This window comes from Pseudobacillus wudalianchiensis (genome assembly GCF_001685015.1).
GTDB classification, from domain to species: domain Bacteria; phylum Bacillota; class Bacilli; order Bacillales; family Domibacillaceae; genus Pseudobacillus; species Pseudobacillus wudalianchiensis.
The window spans coordinates 145,907-159,402 of sequence record NZ_MAYT01000030.1; the positions used below are offsets into that span (position 1 = coordinate 145,907).

At 40.2% G+C, this 13,496-nt stretch carries 13 protein-coding genes; all 13 read left to right on the forward strand.

The window, feature by feature from the left end; all coding sequences use genetic code 11:
- Positions 1-46 precede the first annotated feature (46 nt).
- The 13 genes from A8F95_RS22705 (at position 47) to A8F95_RS18900 (ending at position 13,469) form a co-directional block, all read left to right on the forward strand.
- The gene (locus A8F95_RS22705) at positions 47-199 is read left to right on the forward strand and encodes a hypothetical protein (protein ID WP_176713758.1); all 153 of its coding nucleotides are present in this window, start codon (positions 47-49) and stop codon (positions 197-199) included.
- A 338-nt stretch (positions 200-537) separates the two neighbouring features.
- Entirely contained in the window at positions 538-702 is a 165-nt protein-coding gene (locus tag A8F95_RS22710) for a hypothetical protein (protein ID WP_176713759.1), read from the forward strand.
- A 272-nt stretch (positions 703-974) separates the two neighbouring features.
- The gene (gene hisC / locus A8F95_RS18850; protein ID WP_065411950.1) at positions 975-2,087 is read left to right on the forward strand and encodes a histidinol-phosphate transaminase; all 1,113 of its coding nucleotides are present in this window, start codon (positions 975-977) and stop codon (positions 2,085-2,087) included.
- A 16-nt stretch (positions 2,088-2,103) separates the two neighbouring features.
- A complete protein-coding gene (locus A8F95_RS18855) occupies positions 2,104-3,099 on the forward strand; it encodes a C-terminal binding protein (protein WP_065411951.1) in 996 nt (331 codons plus the stop codon).
- A gap of 95 nt (positions 3,100-3,194) precedes the next feature.
- Positions 3,195-4,730 carry a histidine ammonia-lyase gene (gene hutH / locus A8F95_RS18860; protein WP_065411952.1) on the forward strand — a complete coding sequence of 512 codons (1,536 nt, stop codon included), beginning with the start codon at positions 3,195-3,197 and terminating at the stop codon, positions 4,728-4,730.
- Between the two features lie 439 nt (positions 4,731-5,169).
- Positions 5,170-5,499, forward strand: coding sequence for a hypothetical protein (locus A8F95_RS18865; protein ID WP_065411953.1), 330 nt, complete (start codon positions 5,170-5,172; stop codon positions 5,497-5,499).
- A gap of 173 nt (positions 5,500-5,672) precedes the next feature.
- Positions 5,673-6,674: an ABC transporter substrate-binding protein gene (locus A8F95_RS18870; RefSeq protein ID WP_065411954.1), complete on the forward strand. Its 1,002-nt coding sequence runs from the start codon at positions 5,673-5,675 to the stop codon at positions 6,672-6,674.
- 19 nt (positions 6,675-6,693) lie between these two features.
- Positions 6,694-7,563 carry an ABC transporter permease gene (locus A8F95_RS18875; RefSeq protein ID WP_077247444.1) on the forward strand — a complete coding sequence of 290 codons (870 nt, stop codon included), beginning with the start codon at positions 6,694-6,696 and terminating at the stop codon, positions 7,561-7,563.
- On the forward strand, positions 7,545-8,366 hold the full coding sequence (locus A8F95_RS18880) for an ABC transporter ATP-binding protein (RefSeq protein WP_245671444.1): 822 nt from the start codon (positions 7,545-7,547) through the stop codon (positions 8,364-8,366). Before A8F95_RS18875 ends, A8F95_RS18880 begins: the two co-directional genes overlap by 19 nt.
- A gap of 234 nt (positions 8,367-8,600) precedes the next feature.
- Positions 8,601-10,250 carry a helix-turn-helix domain-containing protein gene (locus tag A8F95_RS18885; protein ID WP_065411956.1) on the forward strand — a complete coding sequence of 550 codons (1,650 nt, stop codon included), beginning with the start codon at positions 8,601-8,603 and terminating at the stop codon, positions 10,248-10,250.
- Between the two features lie 107 nt (positions 10,251-10,357).
- Entirely contained in the window at positions 10,358-11,326 is a 969-nt protein-coding gene (locus A8F95_RS18890; protein ID WP_065411957.1) for a C-terminal binding protein, read from the forward strand.
- A 351-nt stretch (positions 11,327-11,677) separates the two neighbouring features.
- The gene (locus A8F95_RS18895; protein ID WP_065411958.1) at positions 11,678-12,994 is read left to right on the forward strand and encodes a Na+/H+ antiporter family protein; all 1,317 of its coding nucleotides are present in this window, start codon (positions 11,678-11,680) and stop codon (positions 12,992-12,994) included.
- Between the two features lie 106 nt (positions 12,995-13,100).
- Positions 13,101-13,469 (forward strand): winged helix-turn-helix transcriptional regulator, encoded by a 369-nt coding sequence (locus A8F95_RS18900; protein WP_065411959.1) that lies wholly within the window; start codon positions 13,101-13,103, stop codon positions 13,467-13,469.
- Positions 13,470-13,496: the final 27 nt, after the last annotated feature.

Genomic DNA, 13,496 nt, shown 5'->3' on the forward strand with positions numbered 1-13,496 from the left:
TGCAGGGAAAGTTCAAAGAGAATCTATTAATTGGAGGAAACTTCTTGTGTGGGTAATCACTGTTCATTCCAAAAATGATCTGAAAATATTCGAGTTTGAGACTGAAAAAGAAGCGAGAGGCTTATTTCATAAAATCGCCGGTTATAAAATTTTGACGGAAGTGATTTATTTTAATGATCATTGTTTAGTTGATGTGTAGATATTCCACCTAGTTTACATTCGATTCATTCATGTTCCGAAAGAATAGCTAAAAATTTTAAAATAAATGATGCAGTCTTAAAAGTCAGTGAAAACCTGGTTTTTAAGACTGCTTTTTTACATGAATCAACTTTAGCTTTTTAAGCTCTATCTTGGTGGTCTAAATTTTTACTATATCGTGAAGATTTTTATTTTCATCATGGAAATACCTTTTTTTTGCTTTAAGATCATGTATAAATGGTGTAAGGCTCCAATATAATACGTTCAAAAAATCAGTAGAAAAACTTCTTCTCGACTCTTTCACAAAGACTTTATTTTCGGAAAAGGAGGAAAGATCAGATGCTCTTATCAGAAATCATGATGATTAAGAATAGTATAAGCAAGCATCGGGAGGAAATCTGTCGTTTGGCAAAAAGCAAAGGTTCGAGTCATCCGGAAGTATTAAAAGCAAGAAAGCAATTGAACAGCATGATGATGGCATTGCAGCAAAAGTGTATAAGATAGTTCTTATTTTGCAAGCGCTTACTTTCGACCCTTCTCCTAAAACACTAATAAGAGGTATAAAAAACTGTAAAACAATTAAATAGGTGTTAATTTTTTGTTATATTGTGAATATTTTTTACTTTGGTTGGAAAACGTCTTAGTTTTTTTAAAAAGATCGTGTATAAATAATCTAAAGGTTCACCGCTAAAGTGTAAATGGCAAAAAAATACTTTAACACCCTTACCAACGGTATAAGCCGTTGATGTACTTAAGAAAAAGAAGGAGGATGCATTATGTCAGAAAATTTATGGCGCAGTCATGTCAGAGATTTAGATCCTTACATCCCTGGCCAAGCGGCTGAGGAAGCTAAAAAGCAAGAAAAGGTAACGGACATCATTCGTCTGGCTACTAATGAAAATCAGTTAGGCCCGTCTCCCAAAGCGATAGAGGCAATGGTGAAAGCCATTCAGGAAGCACATTTTTATCCTGATCTGACTTGCTTGGAGCTTCGTATTAAACTGGGTGAATTGCACGGGGTTGATCCTGAAAACTATGTCGTGGCGAATGGCGCGGACAACATTATTAATCTCGCCATTGCCTCATATGTTAATCCTGGAGATGAAGTAGTCTATTGCACGCCGACGTTTTCTGAATATCATAAGAACACCTTGCTCATGGGAGGAGTGCCTGTCGAAATCCCGACAACAAAAGATCACAAGTTTGACCTAAAAGCAATGCTTGAAGCTATTACAGAAAAAACAAAGGTTGTCATCGTATGCAACCCGAATAATCCAACCGGCACCATCGTAGACGAAGAAGATCTCCGGGCGTTTTTCAGTCGTTTGCCGAAACATGTTGTGGCTGTATTAGATGAAGCTTACGGAGAATTTATTACACAAGAAAATTACCCAACGGGGGTAGAGTATATTAAAGAAGGACTGCCTGTCATCACGATACGGACATTTTCAAAACTTTATGGATTAGCTGGGATGCGTGTAGGATATGCCATGGCGAGCCAAGAGCTTATACAGCCGCTGCAAAGAGTGCGTGAGCCGTTTGCTTGTAATCGAGTGGCTCATGCAGGTGCAGTAGGAGCATTAGAAGATACAGAACACAAACATAAAACTCTCGCTGAAAACAAACGCGAAATGGAAAAGTTAGTTAAAGAATTTCGTTCCCTCGGTTACGAAGTGGAAGCATCTCATACAAACTTTTTGTTCGTTGATATGAAAAAAGAGACTGGCAGTATAGCAGAAGAGTTAGCATCAAGGGGGTTAATTATTCGGCCGTGTGCAGCATGGGGCTATCCTACATATGCTCGTATCAGCATTGGAACAGCCTCACAAAATGACAAGCTCGTAAAAGCACTTCAAGAAATAAACGCTAAAGCTCCACATCACATTTAAAAGGAGGCCTATAACATTGAAAAATGAAAAACGATTAGTTTGGATTCTTGACGATGAATGGACAGATCATAGTGTAGAAAAAGCTTTATATGAACAAAACGGTTTTGAGGTGAAAGTTACACGTTCAGAGGCACTTGAAGCAGATTTTCCTCATTATGCCCCTTATGCTGATGCAGTTGTCGCTCAAGTAGGATTTCAATGCACGGCCGAGATCATAGATCAATTAGACTCATGCCGAATTATTTCAGCATCAGCAGTAGGATTTAACCACATTGACGTGGAAGCGGCGACGCGCAAAGGCATACTCGTATCCCATGTTCCGGAATACTGCTCTGAAGAGGTCTCTGATCATGCTATCACTCATATCCTTACGTTGGCCCGCCGTTTTCCGGCATACAACGAGCAAGTTAAACGAGGCGAGTGGGATCCAATGGACACGCTTCCGATTACCCGCTTTTGTAAAAACACAGTAGGACTGCTTGGGTTTGGCCGAATCGCCCAGAAGGTGGCTCAGAAGCTTAAAGGCTTCGGCGTTCGCTTGATCGCCCATGATCCTGGTGTAGCCAAAGAGGTTTTTGATGAGTATGGAGTGGAAGCGGTATCATTCCATGACTTGTTGAAACAATCGTCCTTTTTGACTCTGCACGTGCCGCTCAAATCGGATACGAAAAATATTATCGGCTATGACGAGTTGAAGATGCTGCCGCGGGGCGCCTTTATTGTTAACACGAGCAGAGGCGGGGTGATCAATGAAGAAGATTTGTACCGGGCGATTCAAGAGGGACACATTGCGGGGGCCGGTCTTGATGTGCTGCTCCATGAACCACCGCGCCTAGACGATCCGCTATTGAATACAGATAAGGTGTATATTACGCCTCACTCGGCTTATATTTCGGAAGAAGCGATTGTAGAACTGAAAACGAAAACGAGCCAAAATGCGATTGATGGTGTAGAAGGCAAGCCAATTGAACATCTCTTAAACCCGCAGCTGTTAAAGGAAATGAAAATATAAAATAAGGCTGTTCATTTAAAAGGGGCATTCTCCCTTTAAATAAATTTTTTCTTCCTCTAAGCCTGAATACACAATGATAAAAGGAGTGAGAGTTCATGTTACTGAAAAAAGAAAAAGTTCTCATTGGCAGTTTGCCTCTAACACTAGAAGATGTGGTGCTTGTCGCCCGTAATAAGCATACAGTGGATATTGCCGAAGAACAAAAAGAAAAAGTAAAACGCAGCAGAGAATATGTAGTCAAGCTGCTAGATGAGAAGAAGGTCGTCTATGGATTGACGACCGGGTTTGGAAAGTTCAGCGACACTTACATTCCGAATGATCAAGCGAAAGATCTTCAAATTAATCTCATTCGTAGTCATGCATGCGGAATAGGGGAACCGTTTTCTGAGGATGTGGTGAGAGCGATTATTCTGTTAAGGGTGAATGCTCTTCTTTATGGCCATTCCGGTATTCGGTTAGAAGTTGTAGAGACAATGGTGGAAATGCTGAACAAAGGCGTGACACCTGTCATTCCCGAGCAAGGTTCACTGGGAGCAAGCGGAGATCTAGCTCCACTTTCTCATCTGGCTTTAGTCATTATGGGAGAAGGAGAAGCCTATTTTGAGGGGAAACAAATGGATGGTGGACAAGCTATGAGGCTGGCTGGTATTTCTCCTGTTTCCTTAGAAGCAAAAGAAGGTTTAGCTTTGATTAACGGGACACAAGTGATGACAGCGGTAGGCGCTCTTGCTTGTTGGGATGCCTTAAATCTTGCGAATTGGGCAGATTTTACGTCCGCTTTAACGACCGAGGTTCTGCGCGGAGTAAGACAAGCATTTGAACCGGAGACTCATAGAATTCGTCCGCATGCCGGCCAACAGTTAGTGGCTGCAAATATTGCGAAGATTACGAGAGGCAGTCAGTTGATGACTAATCAAGGTGAGGTTAGAGTACAGGATGCATATTCATTGCGTTGCGTACCTCAAGTTCACGGAGCTTCACGGGATGCACTTCAGCATATTCACGATAAATTGATTGTTGAAATGAATTCAGTAACGGATAATCCGCTTATCTTTGTGGATGAGGATAAAGTCATTTCCGGAGGGAATTTTCATGGGCAGCCGATGGCTATTGCGATGGATTATCTCTCTATTGCAGTGGCGGAACTGGCCAACATTTCCGAGAGAAGAATTGAAAGGCTTGTCAATCCGCAGTTGAATGATCAGCTTCCTGACTTTTTAACGAAAGAGGGAGGGATGAATTCTGGCTTGATGATTGCCCAATATGCGGCTGCGGCCCTTGTATCGGAAAATAAATCCTTGGCACATCCGGCAAGTGTGGATTCCATTCCGAGTTCAGCTAATCAAGAAGATCATGTGAGCATGGGAACCATTGCCGCACGCAAGGCAGCAAAAATTATTCAAAATGCTTATCATGTAATGGCAATCGAATTGTTTAGTGCAGCTCGTGCTGCCGAATACAAGGGGCCAGCCAATTTAGGTGTAGGTACAAACTGGGTGTACTCTTTCTGCCGTCAGCAAGTACCACATCAAGAAGAAGACCATGTGATGTATAAGTATTTCAAGCTGCTTGCAGATGAAATGAAAGAGTTAGCAGCAGTAAAAGAATTAAAGGAACAGCTCGCTGTTTAAAAAACAAATAATAAGAAAAGCACGGTTAGTGATCATCCCGTAGTCCGGGTATAAAAAATTGCTTTTATTGATCTTCAAGAGAAGTTCAAGACAAAAAAGTATACTATATGTCAAAAATGAGTACTTATCACTCGGAAATAAGGATTGTATAATTTAATTGTGAATATTCAAAATATTATATATATGCAGAGAAGAAAGCTTATGATTTTTGAACAAGAGAGGATCTTACGCAAGCCGAAGTGTTCAACACAATTGAGCAAAGGGTGCGGCTGGAAATCACTTATGTTTTCTTCCTTGGCAGACAAATCAATGATTACTGGAAGGAATTTAACAGACCAACTGTTATATCATTGTGTAAACATATGCGGGAGGAAGCCCACCACTGCGAAATCATTTGTAGAGTTCTTGAGAAGTATAGTTACACGGCACCGACGCTCATATGGGCTGGGAAAACTTGCATTGGGAAGCGCTTCAAAAAGACCGTGCTTGTGCAGTGACGGTGTGGAATTGTTCTGAAACATCTACGACTATAACACATGACATTGTTATCGCGAACGGGCGCCGAATCGGTTTGGATGACTTGGCCAGATGCTGTGAGCAAGTAAAAAAAGCCGAAGAATTCCATGCTAGACTTGGAGACATGATTGTTAAAAAATATGTTATCACAGATGAGCATTGTGCTAATGCGATTTGGGGAGCCCGTCGTCTACGTGAAGAAATGCTTCACTATTACGATACTATTTATTCTATTCCTGAACAAACTGTTTAATTCTCTTTTGATAGAAAAGCAGATGGAACATTAAGGCTAAACAAAGTTAAAAAAGCTACCATTCTACCGATGAGACTGGTAGCTTTTCGTTCTTAAAGACATACAAAAATGAATCTATGTATTAATAGGAAGAAATACGATTAATTAAAAAATGGAATACAGGGGACAAGGTATTGAAAAGAATTGTAGCTATTTTTGTAATCTTTCTTTTGCTGGTCATGGCAGGATGTAGTGGAGAAACAAATACGGAAGCTCAGGATAAAGGAAAGAACAGCAAGGGTACTTCTTTCTCATTGGGAGTAGCCACTTGGGTAGGCTATGCCCCGTTATACATCGCCGAAGAAAAAGGGATTTTTAAAAAGAATGGAATTAAAGTGGACTTAATGAAAATGGAAAGTAATACGGACCGGCGAACAGCATTAGCAGCGAAGCGTATACAGGGATTTGCCTCTACGGTAGATACTCACGTTGTTTCCGCAGCTGGAGATGTTCCAGCAGTACAAGTCGTGGCCCTGGATGAATCGCACGGCGGAGATGGAATCGTTGCCAAAAAAGAGATTAAAAGCTTGAAAGATCTTAAAGGAAAGCGTGTAGCTGTACAAACTGATGGAGGGGCAAGCTTCTTTTGGTTCCTGTATTTATTGAAGGAAGAGGGGATTGATTTTAAAGAAATTAATGCACAAAATATGACAGCGGGTGATGCAGGAGCAGCATTCATCGCTAACAAAGTAGATGCTGCTGTAACATGGGAACCATGGTTAACAAAAGCGAAGAAAACAGAGTTTGGCAGTGTTCTGGCGACGAGTGATATCTCTCCAGGTGTTATCACTAGCACCATTGCCATGCACCGAGATTTTATCAAAGAAAATCCAGAAGTGGTAAGAGCTTTAGTGAAGTCTTGGTTTGAAGCGGTCGATTATTATAAAACAAATGAGGAAGATGCTTTGAAGATTATGGGCAAAGCGATGGGGCAATCGACAGAAGAGATTAAAGAGGCCTTAAAAGGTGTCCGTTTTTATGATGAGGAAAAAAATAAAGAGTATTTCGGTACAAAGGAGCAACCGGGACAAATATATGAGCTTTCAAAGTTGAGTGCTCAATTCTGGAAAGACCAACAATTAATAAACAAAGAGCCTAATATAGAAGACTTAATAGACTATTCATTTATTCAATAAAAGGAAGGGAGGATCCTGGATGGAAAAGTTAGTTAAAAACGAAGAGGCTGTTGAACAGGCTCCTATACTCCCCGTTCATAATAAAAACAAAAAGAATAGGAATAAAAAATGGCTGCAGCCGCAAGAAAATATACCGCACAAATTATACTTGACAGTCAGCGTATCAAGCGTGGTTCTGCTTTTTGCCGTATGGTCATTACTAACTTACAGTGGTTTGGTAGATCCACTCTTCTTGCCTACACCGACTGAAATTATTTACTCGGGTATGGTTCTATTTACTGAATTTGGCTTTATTCATGATATTACGATTACAGTTTATCGTGTACTGGCAGGCTTTTCTATTGCTGTAATCATTGGCTTGCCGCTCGGTATTCTAATGGGAACCTTTAAAGTGGTGGAAGCTTTTTTCGAACCAACTATTTCTGCTATTCGATATATGCCTGCTTCAGCATTTATTCCACTTTTTATTTTGTGGATAGGCGTTGGGGAACTAGAGAAGATTACGATTATATTTGTTGGAACCTTCTTTTCCCTCGTTCTCATGACAGCAGTTGAAGTTGCAAACGTTCGGCGGGAGCTTTTAGAAGCTGCTTATACATTAGGGAGATCCAATTTTAGTGTACTTCTTTCTGTTATTCTCCCAGCCTCTATACCTGGTATTATGGAAATTATCCGGTTGATCCTCGGATGGGCTTGGTCGTATATTATTGTGGCTGAATTGGTTGCCTCGTCCTCCGGCATTGGCAGCCTAATTCTAGAATCGCAGCGTATGTTAAAAACAGGAAACATCATCTTTGGGATATTAACAATTGGTGTGTTAGGTTTGCTCTCGGATCTTATTTTAAAAGTGTCGATCCGAAAAATGTTCCCATGGCATTATGGAAGGTGATGAAGACGATGACAAATCCAAAAGTACAAATTGACAATGTCACTAAAGTTTTCTCCGGCCACAAGAAAAATTCTCCTGTTCTAGCTCTTGATACAACGAGCTTGACCGTAATGCCTAATGAGTTTATTACTATACTTGGACCATCTGGATGTGGAAAATCAACGTTGCTTCGGATTGTAGCTGGCCTTGAAGAGCAGACGGAAGGTCATATTTATTTGGATGGAAACGAAATTTCAGGCCCATCCTCAAATAGAGGCATGGTTTTTCAAGCATATTCTTTGTTTCCGTGGTTAACGGTGGAAGAAAATATTCAGTTTGGGTTAAAAAATAGTCAAATGTCCCCCGCCCAGCGTAAAGAGGTTGTTCAAAATTATATCGAATTAGTTAGGTTAAATGGGTTTGAAAAACATTACCCCCGGCAGTTGTCAGGAGGAATGCAGCAACGTGTGGCGATCGCAAGAGCTTTAGCAAATGATCCAGATATTTTGCTTCTTGACGAACCGTTTGGAGCCCTTGATAATCAAACACGAACTCTTATGCAGGAGCTTCTATTAGAAATTTGGGAGAAATCGAACAAAACGATTCTGTTTATTACCCATGACGTAGAGGAGTCCATTTTTCTGGCAAACAGAGTCATTGTGATGACCTCTAGACCAGGAAGGATTAAAGCGGATATCCCAATTGATTTACATTATCCCCGCCCCTATAATATAAAAGTTGACCATCGTTTTCTGGCCTATAAGGAACAGCTTACTGAGCTAATTCGTGAGGAAAGCTTGAAGGCCATGATGGAAGTGAAATAAATGAAAATCTTGATCACTTTAGACAAAAAAACATACGTATCGGACAGATGTTTGAATTTTGTAGTGAGAATATTGTGAATTTTAGGTAAAATAAAAAGTGACATACATTATGGGAAGGTTAGTCAACTAATTATAGAGCTAGTACAGACATCAGGGAATAAAGCAGCGGGACAGAAGATGGATCTTCAGGCATAACCGAGATGAAAGCTATTTTTGTTGAAGGGTGTGAGGACTGTGCGAAATCTCTTGATCTTAGCAACACATGATTTAAATATTATTAATCTTGTTCATCAACTAAATAATGATTTCAAATTTGGATTTACGGTGGAAGTAAGAGACAATCGGACATTTTTGAAAGAAGGTCTGGCTTTGAAAAATATTGCAGCCGTCTTTCTAGATGTCGATGAGATCACAACGAAGACGGAGGAATTTGTTTGCCGTCAATTCAAAAAGAACAACCCCGCTCTGCCTTTAGTTATCATGAAGAGCCATTATCATAACAATGAGGTTAGAAATCTTTTCAAAAATGGTGTGTTCGACTGTTTAAGCAAGCCATTGGAAAAAGAAATCGTTTATCAGTTGTTACAAGAGCTGAAAAAGTCCGTGCAACAGTCAATACAGATCCACCGGCAAAAGCAGGACGATCCTTTACAGATCATGTCATCTTTGCGGTTAAGCGTTATTTATAATTTATTATATGGAAATATTCAAAATCCAAAAGACATCTGGGACCAGTGTCAATTGGTTGGGCTTTCCGCTGTTCCTAATATAGCCATGACGGTTCAAATTGATGAGTTTTTCGCTTTGAATAAAGACAAGAGTAAGCAGCTGCAAGATTCCATTCGGAATGAGATTATTACTATTACTCGTTTATTTCTTAAAGGTGAGCTTGATGAGGTCTTGGCCATGGGAACAGGAGCAGATAAGTTTGCCATCTTATTCTCTCTCCCTTTGTTAAGCAGTAAGGCAGAGTATAAACAGCGTGCTAAAAGTTTAGCAGAAAAGACGAAAGAATATATTAAAGAAAGTACAGGCTACAGTGTGACGATAGGAATTGGAAATCATTGCGAAGATGTAAGATCTTTGTATGTTTCCTACCAGGAAGCATTGTATGCGCAAAAGTATAAGTTTTTTGGGAAAAAGGATACTGTTATTCATATCGATGATGTTGAACCATTCACTAATGAAGTGTACTTGCTGCAGAACCAGGATGTCGCCACCTTAGCAAGCAAATTAATGGTTGCTGACATTGCAGCGCTAAAGGAAAACATGAAAAATTTATTTAATGAGTTGTTTTCAAAGCAAAAGGTTGATCCAGAAGTATTAAAACTGCAAATTTCAGAAATATCCACTGTACTTGCCCGGGCGGCGATCAACGGCGGTGCCAGTATGAAAGAAATTCACTCTATTCTCCTGGATTATACAAAGGATTTAAATACCATTGAAAACTTAGCAGAAATGGAGCAATGGCTTGAAAACATGATTTATCGTTTCACGGATCTTGTATTTAGTAAGAAAAATGAATATAGTCTTAAATCGGTTCAAAGAGCTATGGCTTACATTGAAAAAGAATATTTAAACCCCATTACGCTAGAGGATGTCGCCAACTATGTCCATTTGAGTCCGACTTATTTCAGCCGGCTTTTTAAAAGTGCTACAGGAAAAAACTTTGTAGAGTATATTACTTATTTACGAATAGAAAAAGCAAAAGCTTTGCTGATGGATTTGAATTATACGGTTTATCAAATTGCGTCCGAAGTAGGATACAGCAATTCGCATTATTTTAGCCGTGTATTTAAGACTATAGTAGGCAAAACACCTAGTGATTATCGTAATTCTATTTTAGAGCCCATAGGCCTCCCGGCTGAAAAAGTATCAAACTAACCGCAAAAATAGTTATTAAACCAGGCCTCGCCGGCCAGTGCGAGGAGATATGGCTTTCATCTAAATTGAAAACGCCTACATCACTTATACGATCAGGAGGAGATGAAGTGGAGGAAAAAAAGCCTTTAGTCTGGATTTTAGACGATGAATGGAACGATCATGAGCTGGAAAAAAGGATTTATCAACAAAACGGCTTTGAATTGAAGGTAACACGATCAGATACACTGGAAAGAGATAGTCTCTCGTATGCTCCGTATGCCGTTGGGGTAGTGGCACAGGTAGGTTTTCCGTGCGGTCAAGATCTTATTGAGAAGCTGCATTCATGCAAGGTTATTGCTGTTCCGGGAGTAGGCTATAATCATATAGATGTAGAAGCAGCTGCCCGAAGAGGGATTTCTGTTTCGAATGTACCGGATTATTGTGTGGAAGAGGTATCGGATCATACAATCGCTCTCATACTCGCAATGACCCGCCGCTTATTTGCCTACCGTCAACAAGTGAGGAAGGGAAAATGGGATCCTCTTGATACACAGCCGATCCATCGTTTTAGTGAAAGAACCGTGGGATTATTAGGGTTTGGAAGAATCGCCCGCATGGTGGCCACGAAGCTACAACCATTCGGAGTCCGTATTTTAGCTTTTGATGAATATGTTTTTGATGAAATCTTTGATTTATATGGAGTGACACCGGTATCGCTCATTGAGCTGCTCCAGCTATCTAATATTCTTAGTCTGCATGTACCGCTTACGCCGGAGACAAAAAATCTTCTTAGTTATGAACAGCTGAAACTGATGCCGAAAGGGGCATTCATCATTAACACATGCCGGGGTGGTATCATAAACGAAACCGATTTGCAAAAGTTGATAAAAGAAGGGCACATCGCTGGAGCAGGGCTCGATGTGTTAGAAAAGGAGCCTCCCCAACAAGGTCATCCACTGCTTGCTATGAGTGAAGTAATTGTGACACCGCATGCTTCATATGTATCGGAAGAATCCCTTGTAGAGTTGAGAGAAAGAACGACTCAGGCTATTATAAACGGCATTCAGGGACACGCTTTAACCCATGTTATAAAATAAGAAAAAACGTATCTATATGACTTTTTAATATAAATGAACAGGCTATTTGGCTCAAACCGAACAATGGATCAGAGACTTTTTTAAGTCCCTGATCCATTGTTTATAGAGTGAGTGACTTCATCATCCTTCGAAAATAACAAAGTAAATAGGTAAAAAAAGTGTGGTATTTCACAAGAATAAGTACTTATCGAAGGAGGACCAATAGAGTAATATTAAGAATATTCTAATCATTGAAAATAAGAAGGAGGGAAGAGGATGACCATTAAAAAGGAGTAAAGGCAGACAAGGAATGATGGAAACGGGAGGAAGAAAAACTTAATTAACGCAATTATAAAAAGGAGAAAATAATCCATGACTGCTGTTATTGTTTCCGTATTGCTCATGATTATATTAAGCATGCTGCGAGTGAATGTCGTATTAAGTATTTTACTAGCCGCTTTAAGTGCAGGGTTAATTTCCGGGCTCTCCATTTTAGATTCAACGAACATGCTTATTTCCGGAATGAGCGGACAAGCTGAAACGGCATTAAGTATTGTTTTATTGGGGATTTTTGCCGTTATGATTAAGTATTCCGGAATTACTGGAATATTAGTTACTAAGCTCTTAAAATTTATGAAAGGCAAGCGGGGGGGGATTTTGTTAACGATTGCAGGGATTTCTTGTTTTTCACAAAACTTGGTTCCTGTACACATTGCCTTTATCCCTATTCTGATTCCGCCTTTGCTGCACTTGTTTGACAGCATGAAAATAGATCGCCGAGGAGTGGCTACCGCTTTGACATTCGGCTTGAAAGCGCCGTATATTATGATTCCTGCAGGGTACGGGCTTATGTTCCACCAGATTATAGCGACAGAGATGAAAACAAACGGGATGAAAATTGCAGTCAGCCAGCTTCCTTTAGCTTTGTTTATTCCAGGGCTAGGGATGATCGCCGGATTGCTCATCGCTGTTTTTATCACTTACAGAAAAGAAAAAGTAACTAGTACAACCGAAGAAGTAGAATCTCCGATTGTGACCTCGGAAATTTCTGTTACAGCGGAAAATATTTCTTTTAACAAACAGCATGTAGTCACATTAATGGCGATTATTTTAGCCCTCATCATTCAAGTTGTCACTCACTCTCTTGCTTTAGGAGCGCTTGCCGGTATTATCCTTATGTTTGCGGGACGGGTTGTTCCGATCCTTAAGGGAGATGAAATTGTTGATGACGGCATGAAAATGATGGGAGCGATTGCTTTCGTTATGTTAATTGCCGCGGGGTATGCGACTATTTTAAAGGAAACAGGCGCTATCACGGAATTAGTGACACTTACAAATGGATTCATTGGCGATAGCAAACCTCTTGCGGCTTTCACTATTCTTATGGTTGGTTTGTTAGTAACGATGGGCATTGGTTCTTCTTTTGGTACGATCCCTATTTTAGCGTCTGTATATGTTCCGTTATGTTTGGCAGTCGGTTTTTCTCCATTAGCAACAGCTTCCTTAATAGGGACAGCGAGTGCTTTAGGAGACGCTGGATCACCAGCCTCGGATAGCACGATCGGACCGACGATGGGATTGAATGCCGATGGTAAACACAATCACATTTGGGATACATGTGTGCCTACTTTTATGCACTATAATATTCCTTTGTTTATATTTGGTATGATTGCTGCTCTTGTTCTTTAACAGCGAGAGGATGAAAGGGTTTGTCAGCGTATATTCAGCAGCCGAAGGCGACTCGCATCTTTTCTATTTTTTGACCATATATGATTAGGCTAAGGAGGTAGATGAAGTGGGACATCTCTGCAATAAAGTGTTTAACTGCGAAAAAGAACTTACTCTCTCCATTATTGGCGGAAAATGGAAAATGTCGATATTGTGGTATCTTGGAAAGGAAGGCACAAAGCGTTTTAGTGAATTGAAAGCGCTTATGCCGGGCATTACACAAAAAATGCTGGTAAGTCAATTGCGGGAACTGCAACAAGATTTTATTGTACACCGTGAAGTGTATCCTGTTGTTCCTCCAAAAGTAGAATATTCTTTAACCGAGCAGGGCAAGAGCCTAATTCCTGTGCTTAATGTCATGCATGAGTGGGGGGAAAATTATAAGGAGACCATTGCCAATAAGACAAGTACAAAAATTAATGAAGCTATAAAGTAAATCCGATTGTTCATGCTGGCAGACATA